The 15172-nt window shown below is 46.5% G+C and carries 13 protein-coding genes; 10 read left to right on the top strand and 3 right to left on the bottom strand.

What is annotated here, in order from left to right; translation table 11 throughout:
- Positions 1 to 26: 26 nt before the first annotated feature.
- Complete coding sequence (gene rluB / locus OW491_RS14930; RefSeq protein WP_075171446.1) at positions 27 to 869, top strand: 23S rRNA pseudouridine(2605) synthase RluB; 843 nt, start codon at positions 27 to 29, stop codon at positions 867 to 869.
- An 82-nt stretch (positions 870 to 951) separates the two neighbouring features.
- Here rluB and OW491_RS14925 read toward each other — a convergent pair whose 3' ends face one another.
- Genes OW491_RS14925 through ubiG form a run of 3 tightly spaced genes read right to left on the bottom strand, consistent with a single transcriptional unit; the run spans position 952 to position 3158 of the window.
- A complete protein-coding gene (locus tag OW491_RS14925) occupies positions 952 to 1695 on the bottom strand; it encodes a YciK family oxidoreductase (RefSeq protein ID WP_075178717.1) in 744 nt (247 codons plus the stop codon).
- Positions 1696 to 1743: 48 nt separating this feature from the next.
- Positions 1744 to 2433, bottom strand: coding sequence for an HAD-IA family hydrolase (locus OW491_RS14920; protein WP_178968238.1), 690 nt, complete (start codon positions 2431 to 2433; stop codon positions 1744 to 1746).
- A gap of 5 nt (positions 2434 to 2438) precedes the next feature.
- Positions 2439 to 3158 carry a bifunctional 2-polyprenyl-6-hydroxyphenol methylase/3-demethylubiquinol 3-O-methyltransferase UbiG gene (gene ubiG, locus OW491_RS14915; RefSeq protein WP_178968240.1) on the bottom strand — a complete coding sequence of 240 codons (720 nt, stop codon included), beginning with the start codon at positions 3156 to 3158 and terminating at the stop codon, positions 2439 to 2441.
- A 242-nt stretch (positions 3159 to 3400) separates the two neighbouring features.
- Between ubiG and gyrA the strand changes: the two genes are divergently transcribed.
- The 9 genes from gyrA to lapB all read left to right on the top strand — a co-directional run bounded on the left by gyrA (position 3401) and on the right by lapB (position 15125).
- The gene (gene gyrA, locus OW491_RS14910) at positions 3401 to 6058 is read left to right on the top strand and encodes a DNA gyrase subunit A (RefSeq protein ID WP_290036710.1); all 2658 of its coding nucleotides are present in this window, start codon (positions 3401 to 3403) and stop codon (positions 6056 to 6058) included.
- A gap of 211 nt (positions 6059 to 6269) precedes the next feature.
- Positions 6270 to 7352, top strand: a complete 1083-nt coding sequence (serC, locus tag OW491_RS14905; RefSeq protein WP_075178721.1) for a 3-phosphoserine/phosphohydroxythreonine transaminase — start codon at positions 6270 to 6272, stop codon at positions 7350 to 7352.
- A gap of 16 nt (positions 7353 to 7368) precedes the next feature.
- On the top strand, positions 7369 to 8466 hold the full coding sequence (gene pheA / locus OW491_RS14900) for a prephenate dehydratase (protein WP_290036709.1): 1098 nt from the start codon (positions 7369 to 7371) through the stop codon (positions 8464 to 8466).
- A 90-nt stretch (positions 8467 to 8556) separates the two neighbouring features.
- Complete coding sequence (locus OW491_RS14895; RefSeq protein ID WP_290036707.1) at positions 8557 to 10773, top strand: bifunctional prephenate dehydrogenase/3-phosphoshikimate 1-carboxyvinyltransferase; 2217 nt, start codon at positions 8557 to 8559, stop codon at positions 10771 to 10773.
- The gene (gene cmk / locus OW491_RS14890; protein WP_277252900.1) at positions 10773 to 11459 is read left to right on the top strand and encodes a (d)CMP kinase; all 687 of its coding nucleotides are present in this window, start codon (positions 10773 to 10775) and stop codon (positions 11457 to 11459) included. Before OW491_RS14895 ends, cmk begins: the two co-directional genes overlap by 1 nt.
- A 44-nt stretch (positions 11460 to 11503) precedes the next feature.
- Positions 11504 to 13180 carry a 30S ribosomal protein S1 gene (rpsA, locus tag OW491_RS14885; protein ID WP_290036705.1) on the top strand — a complete coding sequence of 559 codons (1677 nt, stop codon included), beginning with the start codon at positions 11504 to 11506 and terminating at the stop codon, positions 13178 to 13180.
- A gap of 115 nt (positions 13181 to 13295) precedes the next feature.
- Positions 13296 to 13589, top strand: a complete 294-nt coding sequence (locus tag OW491_RS14880) for an integration host factor subunit beta (protein ID WP_075171456.1) — start codon at positions 13296 to 13298, stop codon at positions 13587 to 13589.
- Between the two features lie 41 nt (positions 13590 to 13630).
- On the top strand, positions 13631 to 13936 hold the full coding sequence (locus OW491_RS14875; RefSeq protein WP_290036703.1) for a LapA family protein: 306 nt from the start codon (positions 13631 to 13633) through the stop codon (positions 13934 to 13936).
- 1 nt (position 13937) lies between these two features.
- Positions 13938 to 15125 (top strand): lipopolysaccharide assembly protein LapB, encoded by a 1188-nt coding sequence (gene lapB / locus OW491_RS14870; RefSeq protein ID WP_290036702.1) that lies wholly within the window; start codon positions 13938 to 13940, stop codon positions 15123 to 15125.
- Positions 15126 to 15172 lie beyond the last annotated feature (47 nt).

Below are 15172 nucleotides of genomic sequence, written 5' to 3'. Positions count from 1 at the left end.
TTTTTATTTTTTACAGGAAGCGTCACATGTCAGATGAAAAGTTACAAAAAGTGTTGGCGCGATCAGGTTATGGCTCACGTCGTGAGATGGAGCGCTGGATTGATGAGGGCAGAATCTCCGTCAATGGCGCCCGAGCTAAGCTGGGTGATCGTGTTACCTCTCGAGATAAAGTAGTAGTAGATGGCAAAGAGGCAAATTTAATGTCTGAGGCTGAAAACCCTCGCCGTGTACTCATTTACAACAAGCCGCTGGGTGAGGTGTCTACAAGGCATGACCCAGAAGGGCGTCCTACCGTGTTTGATCACTTGCCACCGCTTAAGCAGGGCCGCTGGATTGCGATTGGTCGTTTGGATATTAACACTACGGGTTTGCTTATTTTCACGACAGATGGTGAGCTGGCTAATACGATGATGCATCCGTCTGCTAATATCGATCGCGAATATGCGGTCCGTGTTTTGGGCGATGTAAGCGAAGCACAAATGAACCAAATGAAAGAAGGCGTGCTCCTAGATGATGGCATGGCAAAGTTCTCTGATGTGCAGTTCTTTGATGGAGAAGGCGCCAATAAGTGGTATCACTGTGTGGTGATGGAAGGTCGCAACCGTGAAGTGCGTCGTTTGTGGGAGTCGCAAGGTTTTCAGGTTAGCCGCTTAAAACGAGTTCGTTACGGGTCTATCTTTTTGCCAAGTGATGTAAAGGCGGGTACGTGGAAAGAGCTAACGCTTAAAGAAGTAAAAGCATTAGGTGCGCAAATGGAACTTACGCCACGCCAGAAACTAAAAATGAAGCCGTTAGAGCGTGAATCATATAAGCGACGCTATAAGCGTCAGCAAGTTCGTCATGCTGTTGGGCCAAAGCATGCAAAGTAATAGATAGCATTAAAAAAAGCAGCTTTTAAAGCTGCTTTTTAGTTTCTAGCGTATGGCTTTGCTGTTATGGGTAATGATGTTCTTATGCTTGTGCATCCATGGATTCGCCGTTTACGCTTTTGCTGTCAGCCCCCATCAGGTAAAGGTATAACGGCATAATGGCGTCTGGTGTTGGGTTATTCGTTGGGTCTTCTGCCGGGTAAGCATAAGCACGCATTGCGGTGCGGGTTGCGCCGGGGTTAATGCAGTTAACTCGGATATTGCTGGTTGAGCTGACTTCATCGGCCATGACTTGCATCATGCCTTCTGTCGCAAATTTAGAGACGCTGTAAGCCCCCCAGTACGCACGTCCTTTGCGTCCAACACTGGACGAGGTAAAAATGATAGACGCGTCTTCTGAGCGGTGCAGTAACGGCATTAATGTTTGGGTAAGTAAAAATGGCGCGTTTACATTTACCTGCATCACTTGTTGCCAAGTAACCGGATCGTAAGATTCAAGAGGGGTGCGCAAGCCTAGTAAGCTGGCGTTATGTAAAATGCCATCTAAGCGACCAAACTCTTGGTCGATAATGTTGGTGATTTCAATGTAATCGTGTTCGGTTGCAGTCTCTAGATTGAGCGGGACAATGGCTGGTTGGGGGCCGCCTGCATTCTCAATTTCATCATAAACTTGTTCGAGTTTTTCAGTAGTTCTGCCCAGCAAAATAACCGTCGCGCCATGTTTTGCATAAGCTATCGCGGCCGCTTTTCCTATTCCATCGCCAGCGCCTGTAACGACAATATAGCGATCTGCAAGAAGTGACTCAGGTGCTTGGTAATCAAACATAAATTAATCCTTTGCTGGTTGACTCTTAGCTTACATAAATGTCGTGTTTTATGTGCAGAGATTGAGACCCGTTTGCTCTCGTATAACCGGCCAAATTTGCTCTACATCCGTGACGTAATGATCAGCATTCCATGTCGCTGTGTTTTCGTTAGCTCTAATATAGCCGTATAAAGCACCAATAGTGAACATGTTGGCGCGATTTCCTGCATCGATATCCCGTAAATGGTCGCCAATATAAATGCTACTTGTGGTGCAGGTATGTGTGAGTCTGCATGCTAAATACAGAGACTCAGGGTCGGGTTTTGTGTGTGTTACATCTTCAGGGCAAACAAGCACTGAGCAGCGAGAATGCAGTGCGAGTTTATGAAGAATGGTTTCAGAAAAGCGTCGAGGTTTGTTGGTGACTATGCCCCAAGGGATACCCGCAGCTTCTAAGTGCAGTAGTAGCTCGTCCATGCCAGGAAACATCATTGCATGATCACAGACCTGTGTTTCATAGCGGGCAAGCAGCTCAACTAAAAGTGCTTCAATCAGCTCATCATCAGCCGGCAGTGCAAAAGCATGGCATAGCATAGCCCGCGCACCTTCAGAAACTTCACTTTTTAAGAACTCATACGTGACAGGTGAGCGGTTGTGTTCAATCAAAAGCGCATTGACGATAGCATGAAAGTCCAAAGCTGAATCAAGCAGTGTGCCATCTAAATCAAACAACACGGCTGCGCGAGTAGGCGTGGTCATCTGGCTTAGCCGAGCTTTTGCGTGGCGATCATATAGTTTACATCAACATCGTTAGTATCCAGGCGATACTGCTGTGTCAGTACGTTATAAGTCATGCCGGTAATATCTAGCGTGTTCAGAGAAGCGGAGCGTGTCCAATTAGCAAGCTCAGACGGGCGGATAAACTTTTTATGATCATGTGTGCCCGCAGGTACTAATTTTAAAATACGTTCGGCCCCAAGAATGGCAAATAAATAGCTTTTAGGGTTTCTGTTAATTGTAGAAAAGAACACGTAGCCACCCGGTTTAACCATAGCGGCACAAGCGCGAACGATAGATGATGGATCGGGGACGTGCTCTAGCATTTCCATGCAGGTTACCACGTCAAACGCTTGCAGGTTCTGCGCCGCCATCTCTTCGGCTGTGATTTGCTGGTAAGACACTTTAACCCCGCTTTCAAGGCCATGCAGCTTGGCTACTTTTAAAGGAGCCTCACCCATATCAATGCCTGTAACGGTAGCGCCACGGTGTGCCATCGACTCCGAAAGGATTCCGCCGCCACAGCCAACATCTAATACTTGCTTGCCAGCCAAATCAGCTATGCGATCAATGTAGCCTACGCGCAATGGATTGATATCGTGCAGAGGTTTAAACTCGCTATCCCTGTCCCACCAGCGGCTGGCCAGTGCTTCAAATTTAGCTATTTCTTCGGGATCTATGTTGGCTTGCGAGGCTGAATGGCTCATAAAAGCGTCTTTCCTAGAAAAAATCATCAAGCTTTATTCTATCACTGCAGCTTAACGGCTTAAACCAAGTCCAACATATTCATTTTGCGGGAAACTTTTATATTTGTCTGGTATAATCGTCCGGTTAAAAACTGGCTCGAGTATCTCGATTAAATTATAAAAAGTCTGGCGTCTGCAGACGGCATGTATCGAGGTGCAGTCGCGAGCTTTGTAGCAGACCGGATCAAGGAAAGCTGAAACCCATGGGTGATTTAGCCAAAGAAATTTTGCCAGTAAATATCGAAGATGAGATGAAACAATCTTATCTCGATTATGCTATGAGTGTTATCGTCGGCCGTGCATTGCCAGACGTACGTGACGGGTTAAAGCCTGTTCACCGTCGTGTGCTGTTTGCAATGAACGAGCTGAGCAACGATTGGAACAAACCGTACAAAAAATCGGCACGTGTTGTTGGTGATGTAATCGGTAAATACCACCCGCATGGTGATAGTGCGGTTTACGATACAATCGTTCGTATGGCGCAGGATTTCTCAATGCGCTATACGCTTGTGGATGGTCAAGGGAACTTCGGTTCCGTTGATGGTGACTCCGCCGCCGCTATGCGTTACACCGAAATTCGCATGAAAAAGATCTCGCATGACTTATTAGCGGATCTAGAGAAAGAAACCGTCGATTTTGTGCCTAACTATGATGGCACCGAGTTGATTCCTGATGTCCTTCCCACACGTGTACCTAACCTGTTGGTTAACGGTTCATCAGGTATCGCTGTGGGCATGGCAACGAATATCCCGCCACATAACTTGCGCGAAGTCGTTGCAGGTTGTTTGGCGATGATCGAAAACCCTGACATCGATGTTGATGGCTTGATGGAGCATATTCCAGGGCCAGATTTTCCAACAGGTGCGATCATCAATGGTCGTGCTGGTATTTTGTTGGCGTATCGTACAGGGCGCGGTCGTATTTACATTCGCTCCAAGTACCATGTTGAAGAAGACAGCCGTGGTAAAGCTTCTATTGTAGTCACCGAGATTCCTTATCAACTTAACAAAGCGCGCTTAATCGAAAAGATTGCCGAGTTGGTTAAAGAGAAGAAGCTAGAAGGTATCACTGAGCTACGTGATGAGTCTGATAAAGACGGCATGCGTATTGTGATCGAGCTTCGTCGTGGCGAAATGCCAGATGTAATCGCCAACAATTTGTTTGCCCAAACGCAAATGGAAGGCGTATTTGGTATCAACATCGTTGCGTTAGTTGACGGTCAGCCTAAAATTCTTAACCTTCGTGAGTTGATCGAAAACTTTATTCGTCACCGTCGTGAAGTCGTTACCCGTCGTACTGTTTTCGAACTGCGCAAAGCGCGTGAGCGTGGACACGTACTCGAAGGCTTAGCGATTGCGCTGGCCAATATCGACGAGATTATCGAGCTGATTCGCCAATCACCAACGCCTGCCGAAGCTAAAGAAGGCTTAGTTGCGCGTGCGTGGGATTTAGGCACAGTGAGCACGATGCTTGAACAGGCTGGTGATGATGCATGCCGCCCAGATGACCTAGAACCACAATATGGTGTGCACGATAGCAAATACTATTTGTCACCGGTTCAGGCTCAGGCTATCCTCGATTTGCGTTTGCATCGCCTGACGGGTTTAGAACATGAAAAACTGATCGGCGAATATAAAGAGTTATTAGTTAAAATTGCCGAGCTGCTTGAAATACTGGGTTCTTATACTCGATTGATGGAAGTGATTCGTGAAGAGTTAGAAGCGGTAACAGAAGAATATGGCGACGAGCGCAAGACCGAAATCATTGCTTCACGCCAAGATTTGACTGTTGCAGACTTAATTACCGAAGAAGACATGGTTGTTACTATCTCTCATGGTGGTTATGCGAAAACTCAGCCACTAACGGATTACCAATCACAACGTCGTGGCGGTAAAGGCCGTTCGGTAACCGCGGTTAAAGACGAAGATTTTGTCGAGCATCTATTAATAGCCAGTACTCATGACACCATCCTGTGCTTTACCAACATGGGTAAAGTGTATTGGCTGAAAGTCTACGAGATCCCTCAAGCTAGCCGTACTGCTCGTGGTCGTCCTATCGTTAACATTCTTCCGTTGGTAGAAGGTGAGCGCATTTCGACTATTTTGCCTGTTAATGAATACAGCGAAGACCGTTTTGTGTTCATGGCAACAGCGAGCGGTATCGTTAAGAAAACATCATTGGTTAATTTCTCTCGTCCACGTTCATCGGGTTTGATTGCGGTTGATCTGTTGGATGATGATGCCCTAATCGGCGCAGCGATTACCGAAGGTGAAGACGACATCATGCTGGTCACTAACGCCGGTAAAGTGGCGCGCTTCCATGAATCAGATGTGCGCCCTATGGGTCGAACGGCTCGTGGTGTTAAAGGTGTAAAAATGAAGGATGATGCAGTGGTCATCTCACTGATCATTCCAAAAGCTGGCGGTAACGTATTAACGGCTTCGGCCCGTGGTTACGGTAAGCAAACACCGGTTGAAGATTTCCCCTGTAAAGGCCGTGGTAACCAGGGTGTTATCGGCATGCAGTGCACAGAACGTAACGGCTACCTTGCTGGTGCAGTTCAGGTGTTTGAAGGGGATGATGTCATGCTGATCAGTGATCAGGGCACCATGGTACGGACTCGCACTTCAGAAATTTCGGTGCTGGGTCGTAATACTCAAGGTGTTACTTTGATTAAGGTCGCCAGCGATGAAAACCTCGTTAGCCTTGCGCGTATCGAAGAACCAGAAGAGCCCGAAGAAACAGCAGAAGTCGATGCTGATGCAGCCACAGCCACAGCAGAGTCACCTGAAGAAGGTGGCGCTCAGGTAGCTGATGCGGAAGCTGTTGATGATGCCGAAACCGCTGGTGATGATGAGTAACTCACTACTCACATTAACAACGAAGAGGTAAACAGAAAGTGCGGCAATAGCCGCACTTTCTCTATCGCTATAAAATAGCTAAAAGCTAGAGGTAAGCTAACGGGTGCTTTGCTTGGCTCGTTCATGCAGTATCATAGCTTCAATGTGACATAAAGACCGAGTTGTTCAACCTTATATGCAATGCTTCGCATTTGATTATTGAGAGATACAGATGAGCCGTCATTTTAATTTCAGTGCGGGTCCAGCCGCTCTTCCTGAAGAAGTTTTAAAAACAGCCCAACAAGAAATGCTTGATTGGCACGGTTGTGGTTTATCGATCATGGAGATGAGCCATCGTAGCGATGAGTTTATGTCGGTTGCCGCGCAAGCCGAGCAAGATCTACGTGATTTAATGCACATCCCTGACAATTACAAAGTACTGTTTTTGCAAGGCGGAGCAACAAGTCAGTTTGCAATGGTGCCGCTTAATTTATTGCGTGGTAAAACAACGGCTGATTATATCAATACAGGGGTCTGGTCTAAAAAAGCCATTGCTGAAGCAAAGCGCTATTGCGATGTTAATGTAGTAGCAACAACAGAGTCTACTCAGTTCACCTCTGCACCTACGCAAGACGAATTGGTGTTCAATCCAGACGCAGCCTATGTGCACTATACCCCCAACGAAACTATTGGCGGTGTAGAGTTTGATTACATTCCGGACACAGGGGATGTGCCGTTAGTGGCAGATATGTCCTCTAATATCTTATCCCGCCCGTTTGATGTCTCTAAATTCGGCTTAATCTATGCGGGTGCGCAAAAGAATATCGGACCTGCCGGTTTGACCGTTGTTATCGTGCGCGAAGATCTACTAGGCGACACTTTAGCAGGCACGCCAACCATGTATGACTACGCGGTGCACGCAGCGGCTGGATCCATGAATAATACTCCTCCGACGTTAGCATGGTATCTCACCGGGCTTGTCTTTAAGTGGTTAAAGGCACAAGGTGGCGTTGAAGCTATGGAAGTAGCTAACCGTCGTAAAGCAGAAAAACTATACCAAGCAATTGCTGACAGTAAGTTCTTCTCAAACCCAGTAGTTAAGCGTAATCAGTCATGGATGAATGTTCCATTTATCTTGGCGGATTCAAATCTGGATAGCACCTTTATTGCTGAATCAGAAAAAGCAGGGTTATTAAACTTGCAAGGCCACCGTTCGGTCGGAGGCATGCGCGCAAGTATCTATAATGCGGTCAACGAGCAAGCGGTTGATGCGTTAATTGCATTTATGAATGAATTTGAACGAACACACGGATAATTAAAAAGGTCGATCCATGACTGAACAAGAAAAAGCGCTGCGAGTTCTGCGCGATAAGATTGATACCATTGACCAAGAGATTCAGGTGCTTCTTAATAAACGTGCAGAATGTGCGCAAGAAGTCGCTGAGGTGAAGGAGTCTTTCGAAGGCAAGCAGGACGCCGTCTTTTATCGGCCAGAACGTGAAGCTCAAGTACTGCGTCGAGTCATGGAGCGTAACCAAGGGCCGCTTCCCGCAAAAGAAGTGGCTCGGCTATTTCGTGAGATAATGTCGGTGTGTTTAGCGTTAGAAAAGCCAATGCGTGTGGCGTTTTTAGGGCCTGAGGGCACTTTTACACAACAAGCGGCCTTTAAGCATTTTGGGCACTCGGCAGTCAGTGCGCCCATGAATCTACTGGATGATGTTTTCCGTGAAGTTGAAGCCGGGGCTGCTAACTACGGCGTTGTGCCGATCGAAAACTCAACCGAAGGAATGGCTACACACACGTTAGATTTATTCCGCCGCCATAATGTACAAATTTGTGGTGAATTAGAGCTGCGTATCCATCAACACTTGCTGGTTGCTAAAAATGAAACCGCAACGCCCATCACTAAGATTTATGCCCATCAAGAATCTTTTGCGCAATGCCGCAGTTGGCTAGAAAGCCATTACCCCGATGCAGAGCACATTGCTGTTAGCTCAAATGCGCAAGGGGCAAAGCGTGTTATGTCTGAAGTAGGTGCCGCGGCTATTGCAGGCGACATGGCGCAAGATTTATACGACCTGGATATTATCGAACGTAATATCGAAGACTCACCCGACAATACCACCCGTTTTCTTGTGTTGGGGAAACAGCATGTAGGCCCTAGTGGTGATGATAAAACCTCGTTGCTGCTAGCCGCTCATAATAAGCCGGGCGCACTTTATACTTTGTTAGAGCCATTTCATCGTCACGGTATTAGCCTTACCCGTATTGAAACGCGACCGGCTGGACAAGGTGCTTGGAGTTACTTGTTCTATATCGATTTTGAAGGTCATTGTGATGATGACAATGTTAAGCTCGTGATAACAGAATTAGAGCAGCAGTCAACGGAGTTAAAGCTGTTAGGCTCGTATCCCAAAGCGGTTATTTAAGACGATGTTGCGGTGTGTTAAAGGCAAAGAAGCAAAAATTGCCTTCTTCGTCGGCGTTAGCGTGTTTCAGTTTACAGTTGGAGCTTCGTTGTGAGTTACCACAAGATTAATCGGATCCTTGTAATTGGCTTAGGGCTTATTGGTGGCTCATTAGCTAAAGCACTGAAGCGTAAGCAGTTTGCGACGCTAATAGCTGGTTTTGATATGAGCCCTGATGAGGTGCGCCAAGGCCTAGAGTTAGATGTCATAGATGAAGGCTTTAACGAGCTCGCTGCATGTGTGCCTATTGCCGACCTGATTGTGTTGGCCGTTCCGGTCAAGGCGACTCATCAAGTACTTGAACAAATCAAACCATTGTTATCATCTCATACTATTATCACAGATGTGGGTAGCACTAAAGCGAACGTGGTTGCCGCTGCAAGAGATGTATTTGGTACTATTCCTAGTGGTTTTATTCCTGGGCATCCAATAGCAGGGTCTGAAAAAAGCGGTGTTATCGCATCGGACGACCAGCTTTTTGTAAAGCATAAAATCATCCTCACACCACTACCAGAATCAGACCCAAGTGCGGTTCAGCAAGTCGCGCGTATGTGGCAAGCAACAGGTGCCGAAGTGTTGCAAATGGCAGTTGAACGCCATGATGAAGTGCTAGCAGCCACCAGTCATTTGCCGCATATATTGGCATTCTCTTTAGTCGATACACTTGCTCGTGAGCAGGATAGCACTGAAATTTTCCGCTATGCCGCAGGAGGTTTCCGCGACTTTACACGTATTGCCGCTTCCGATCCGACCATGTGGCATGACATCTGTATCGCCAATAAACAGCAGCTGCTCAACCAGATTGATAACTTCACGGCTGGTTTAGCCGAATTGCGCACGGCAATAGAGCACACGGATAGCCAAGCAATGACGGGAGTTTTTACACGTGCAAAAGCCGCGCGTGAGCATTTCAACCGGATGCTGACCCGAAGTGCATATTCATTGAACCGTCATCAGGATCACGTAACCTTCCGCGTGCGAAAGGCGATGGCTATCCAAGGGAATACCCGCGTACCTGGTGACAAATCTATCTCACATCGGGCGGTGATTATGGGAGCGCTCGCCGAAGGCGTTACCCTGATTCGTGGTTTTTTAGAAAGTGAAGATAGCCTCGCTACGTTACAGGCATTTCGTGATATGGGCGTGGTTATCGAAGGGCCTCACCAAGGGCAGGTAAAAATTTACGGTGTGGGCTTGCATGGGTTATGTCCGCCTCCGGGGGATTTATATTTGGGCAGTTCGGATATTAGTATGCGTTTACTCAGCGCAATACTAGCCGCTCAAGAGTTTGACTCGTGCCTACTAGGTGATGACCTGCTTATGACAAAACCCATGGTGCGCATCACGCAAGCACTCCGGATGATGGGAGCGCAGGTTGATACGGCAGACGGTGGAGTACCACCAGTAAATATTTACGCGGTAGAGTCGCTGCAAGGTATAGATTGCACTATGCAGGTCCCTAGTGCTCAAGTTAAATCGGGGTTATTGCTGGCAGGGTTATACGCTCAAGGTAAAACAACTATTACAGAGCCAGTCATGACACGTGATCATACCGAGCGAATGCTGCAGCACTTTGGTGTAGACGTTCAGCGTAATGGGCTCACCGTATCGATTAATCCTGGGCAGACGTTAAAAGCAGCCGATTTTAATGTGCCCGGTGATATGTCATGTGCGGCATTTTTTATCGTTGCGGCGGCCATATCCTTTAACTCGGATGTCGTGATTGAGCAGGTAGGCATCAACCCTGGGCGCTCAGGTTTGATTGATATTTTACGCCTAATGGGAGCTGATATTGACTGTACTAATGCCGCGGATCTCAATGGCGAACCAGTGGTTGATATCCATGTAAAATATGCGCCGTTACAAGGTATTGCCATCCCCGCAGAATGTTTATCAGCCTTTAGTGACGAACTACCATTAGTGTTTGTCGCCGCTGCGTGCGCTCAAGGTGAGAGCTTACTTAAGGGGGCAGCCGAGCTGCGAGGTAAAGAACAAAATCGAGTCCAAGCCATGACGGATGGATTACGTAAAATGGGCATAGTTATCGATAATAAAAACGGTCAAATATCGATAACAGGTGGAGAATTTATAGGAGCTAAGGTCGATAGTTTTGGCGATCCTCGTATCGCAATGGCGTTGTCTATAGCCGGCTCCCAAGCACACGGTGATGTACTTATTACCGGGTGTGATCATGTCGCGAGCTCTTTTCCTGACTTTGTAGAGATCGCACAAAAAATAGGATTACGTTTACAAAAGGAGGAGACGTGATGTCTCACTACAAACCAGTACCTGTAATTACAGTCGATGGGCCAAGTGGATCGGGTAAAGGCACCATCTGTCGGTTACTGGCAGAAAACTTAAATTGGCGCTTGCTCGATAGTGGCGCTTTGTACCGTTTAACCGCGTTAGCGGCTAGTCATCATGGGGTTGCCCTAGAAGATGAAACGGCATTAGTCACCTTGGCCGCACATTTAGATGTGCAATTTGTTAGCCGGGATGACGACGTGCAGGTGATTCTAGAAGGCGAAGATGTCACCAAAGTTATCCGTAAAGAAAATGTCGGAAACGACGCGTCGGTCGTCGCTTCAATTGGCTCTGTACGAGCCGCTTTATTGGAGCGCCAACGAGCATTTGCCGAAGCGCCAGGGCTGATTGCTGATGGCCGAGATATGGGTACGGTGGTGTTCCCAGAAGCGGGTCTTAAAATTTATTTAGATGCCTCTGTAGAAGAGCGCGCACAGCGCCGTTATAACCAGTTGATTAATAAGGGGCTCAGTGCTAGTGTTGAAAGTATATTGGTTGATTTGCAAGCAAGGGATGCTCGTGATATGAACAGACTAGTAGCCCCGCTAAAGCCTGCAGAAGACGCCATTATTTTGGATTCTACTCAAATGACAATAGAGGCAGTTCTTGACGCGGTGCTAGAAGAGGCACGCCACCGAGGGCTGCGATAAAACAGGCTAGACACGGGCAACTGAGTTGCGAGGATGGTTGGATTATGAGCGAAAGTTTTGCTGATCTCTTTGAAGAGAGTCTGCAAGAGTTGAATATGGCGCCTGGGTCAATCGTTACTGGGACTGTAATCGCGATTGAAAATGATTTTGTCATAGTCAATGCAGGTCTAAAATCAGAAGGCGTTATACCAAGGGAACAATTCATCGACGAGCAAGGTGAGCTAACTATTGCTGTAGGTGATGAGGTTAAGGTAGCACTGGAAAGTGTAGAAGACGGATTTGGTGCAACTCAGCTTTCTCGTGAGAAAGCAAAACGCGCTGAGGCGTGGGCCGTCCTTGAAACTGCTTTCGAAAATGGCGAAATTATTAAAGGTGAAATCACGGGCAAAGTGCGTGGTGGTTTTACTGTCGCTGTAGGCGCTGTCAGTGCATTCTTGCCGGGTTCCCTGTTAGATATTCGACCGCTTCGTGACTCTTCACACCTCGAAGGTAAAGAGCTTGAGTTTAAACTGGTTAAGCTGGACGTTAAGCGCAATAACATTGTCGTTTCTCGCCGAGCGGTGCTGGAAGAGCTCAATAGTGCTGACCGTGAAAAACTACTCGAAACCCTAGAAGAGGGCATTGTTCTTAAGGGTATCGTCAAGAATATCACTGACTACGGTGCTTTCATCGACCTTGGTGGTATTGATGGTTTGCTTCATATTACCGATATTGCGTGGAAGCGTGTTAAGCATCCAAGCGAAGTACTCAGTGTTGGTGACGAAATAGACGTTAAAGTCCTCAAATATGACCGCGAAAAAACACGCGTGTCTTTGGGCATTAAACAACTGAAAGCCGACCCGTGGGATGAAAAAGTTAAGCAATTCAACGTGGGTGACAAAACCACCGCGAAAGTGACTAACTTGACGGATTACGGCTGTTTCGCGCAAATCGCTGAAGGTATCGAAGGCCTAGTTCACGTATCCGAAATGGATTGGACCAACAAAAACGTACACCCATCTAAAGTGGTGCAGGTTGGTCAAGAAGTCGAAGTCATGGTCTTAGACATCGATACGGATCGCCGCCGTATTTCGCTCGGCATGAAGCAGTGCCAGCAAAATCCATGGGATGCGTTTGCAGCAAGCCATCAAAAAGGCGAAAAAATTACCGGTAAAATTAAATCTATTACCGATTTTGGTGTCTTTGTAGGCTTGGATGGCAATATTGATGGGTTGGTTCACTTATCTGACTTGTCTTGGGATCTTCCAGGCGAAGAAGCCGTCAAACAATTTAATAAAGGCGACGAAGTTGAAGCCGTCGTTGTTTCTATTGATGTCGAGCGTGAACGTATCGCTCTGAGTATCAAACAGCTCAATGGTGACCCGTTAGCAGAGTACTTGGCGGCGCATAAAAAAGGTGACATCGTCAAAGGAACCGTAACCGAAGTGGATGCTCGTCAGGCGACGATAGAAATAGCCGACGGGGTTGAAGCAAGCTTACGAGTAACTGAGTGGTCTCGTGAGCGTACTGATGATCTGACCAACGAAGTTAAAGTAGGTGATCAGGTTGATGCTGTTATCATCTCGATGGATAGCAAAAATCGTACAATTAACCTTTCTGTTAAACAGATGGAGTTAAAACAAGAGCGCGAAGCATTGCAAAATGTTCAGCAGCAAAGTGTCGATTCGGCAGGGCCGACCACTATTGGTGACTTGATCAAGCAGCAAATGAACAAAAAATGATTCCTAGGTACAACAGAAGCACTAAACACCGTTAAGTAAATAACGGGGCTAGTGCTTCTGAATCTAGCTTGGAAGCGCTCGATTAAATATTCAGTTTAAAAATGGAGAGAGTACGATGACAAAGTCAGAGCTGATAGAACATCTGATTGATCGACACCCCGAACTGTCTGTTAAAGATGTTGAGCTAGCAGTTAAAACAATGCTTGATCATATGACTGAGTCGCTATCAGATGGCGACCGTATCGAAATTCGTGGTTTTGGTAGCTTTTCTCTGCACTACCGAGCACCTAGAATGGGGCGTAACCCAAAAACAGGTGATTCGGTTCCGCTATCGGCTAAATATGTACCTCACTTCAAACCTGGCAAGGAATTGCGTGAACAGGTGAATGACAGTATCGATAAGTACTAACCAGTACTTTATATCGCTACACAGGACGGAGAAAGAAACACGTGCGTTTCCTCATTAAAATTTTAGTGCTTTTGCTATGTTTGTTAATACTGTTTGTTGGCGTGCTCTTTGCTATCAATAACACAGACAAAATAGCATTAGACTTTGTGTTCTTTAAGACATTTGAATTATCAATTGGTATGTGGCTTGTTATAGCGATGGCCATTGGTGGTGTTATTGGTTTTTTACTCAACAGTGTGGCGCTTATTGCACTTAAAGCACGCCTTAAACGTGCGCGTAAAAAATCAGAATCAGCCGATAAAGAATTAGCCGTACTTCGAACAGCGACGGTTAAAGACCCAGGCTAGCATGTTGGATTACCGCTTCATATTGCTGCTAATGCTAGCCATTGCTATTGGTTGGTTTTTAGGGCGATGGAGCAAGCAAAAACAGCGATATAGGCCAGCGTCACAAGAGACCGGCCTAAATCGTGATTACTTTCAAGGCCTTAACTTCCTTCTCAGTGACCAACCTAACGAAGCAATCGAAAGCTTTATCCGCACATTAGAAATTAATAGCGATACTCTTCCCGCTCATTTAGCACTAGCACGGCTATTTCGTAAAAAAGGCGATGTAGAGCGTGCCATTAAAATGCACCAAAACTTATTGGCTCGTCCTGACCTGAGTCGAGAAGATCAATTACGCGTGCAAATGGCGTTAGCACTTGATTATGATTCAATAGGTTTACTAGACCGCAGTGAGCACTTGCTGGTTGATGTGTTAAAAGAGCCACTTCCTGATGCCACCCGTATACGTGCGTTAACTAAGCTCATTAAGTTGTATGAAAAAGAGCAAGAGTGGGATTCGGCTTTGCAAGCAACGCAATGTTTGGGCAAAGACCAAAATGCACTTATCAAGAAAAGCGCAGCGCATTACGCTTGCGAGTTGGCAGAGCAATCTTATCAGCAAAACAACACAAAACAGGCGATGGCTCATTTAAAAACGGCGCTTAGCTATGATGCTAACTGCGTACGTGCTAGTTTGATGATGGCCGAGATCTTTAGCAGCCAGCAACAGTGGAAAATGGCAATTAGCAGGCTTCGTCAAATTGAAACACAAGACCGTTATTTTGTGTCAGAAGCACTACCTTATTTAAAAAGCTGCTATCAATCGTTGAATAAACTGTCAGATTATGAACAATACCTGCGGGACTGCTTAAGTCATACGCCGTCGGCAAGCATCATCTTGGCGCTAACAGAGCTGGTGTTTATGCAGCAGGGCGCAATAGCGGCTGGTTTATTCTTAACCCAAGAGCTAAAGCATCGCCCGTCGATCAAGGGGTTTAATCGCCTTATTGATCTGCATCTTGAATATGGCAGCGCGAGCGCTAAAGAAAGCTTACAAACGTTAAAAAGCTTAACCAGTGCACTTGAGGAATCTAAACCTCAATATCAATGCTACCAATGTGGTTATGCGGCTAAGCAGCTAGCTTGGCATTGCCCATCGTGTAAAAACTGGAGCAGTATTCGTCCCATTCAAGGGCTTGAAGGCGAATAGCCGTTCGTATTCTACAAAGCCCAAACGCATTTTATACAAACAAGTAC

The organism is Neptunomonas sp. CHC150 (assembly GCF_030397555.1).
Taxonomy (GTDB): Bacteria; Pseudomonadota; Gammaproteobacteria; order Pseudomonadales; family Balneatricaceae; genus Neptunomonas; species Neptunomonas phycophila.
The sequence above is the reverse complement of the archived record's forward strand: the minus strand, read 5'-3'. Positions and strand labels throughout refer to the sequence as shown.

Bases quoted from the DNA above. Each gene is read 5' to 3' on its own strand.
- rluB (WP_075171446.1), top strand. From the start codon at position 27: ATGTCAGATGAAAAGTTACAAAAAGTGTTGGCGCGATCAGGTTATGGC.
- OW491_RS14925 (WP_075178717.1), bottom strand. From the start codon at position 1,695: ATGTTTGATTACCAAGCACCTGAGTCACTTCTTGCAGATCGCTATATT.
- OW491_RS14920 (WP_178968238.1), bottom strand. From the start codon at position 2,433: ATGACCACGCCTACTCGCGCAGCCGTGTTGTTTGATTTAGATGGCACA.
- ubiG (WP_178968240.1), bottom strand. From the start codon at position 3,158: ATGAGCCATTCAGCCTCGCAAGCCAACATAGATCCCGAAGAAATAGCT.
- gyrA (WP_290036710.1), top strand. From the start codon at position 3,401: ATGGGTGATTTAGCCAAAGAAATTTTGCCAGTAAATATCGAAGATGAG.
- serC (WP_075178721.1), top strand. From the start codon at position 6,270: ATGAGCCGTCATTTTAATTTCAGTGCGGGTCCAGCCGCTCTTCCTGAA.
- pheA (WP_290036709.1), top strand. From the start codon at position 7,369: ATGACTGAACAAGAAAAAGCGCTGCGAGTTCTGCGCGATAAGATTGAT.
- cmk (WP_277252900.1), top strand. From the start codon at position 10,773: ATGTCTCACTACAAACCAGTACCTGTAATTACAGTCGATGGGCCAAGT.
- rpsA (WP_290036705.1), top strand. From the start codon at position 11,504: ATGAGCGAAAGTTTTGCTGATCTCTTTGAAGAGAGTCTGCAAGAGTTG.
- OW491_RS14880 (WP_075171456.1), top strand. From the start codon at position 13,296: ATGACAAAGTCAGAGCTGATAGAACATCTGATTGATCGACACCCCGAA.
- lapB (WP_290036702.1), top strand. From the start codon at position 13,938: ATGTTGGATTACCGCTTCATATTGCTGCTAATGCTAGCCATTGCTATT.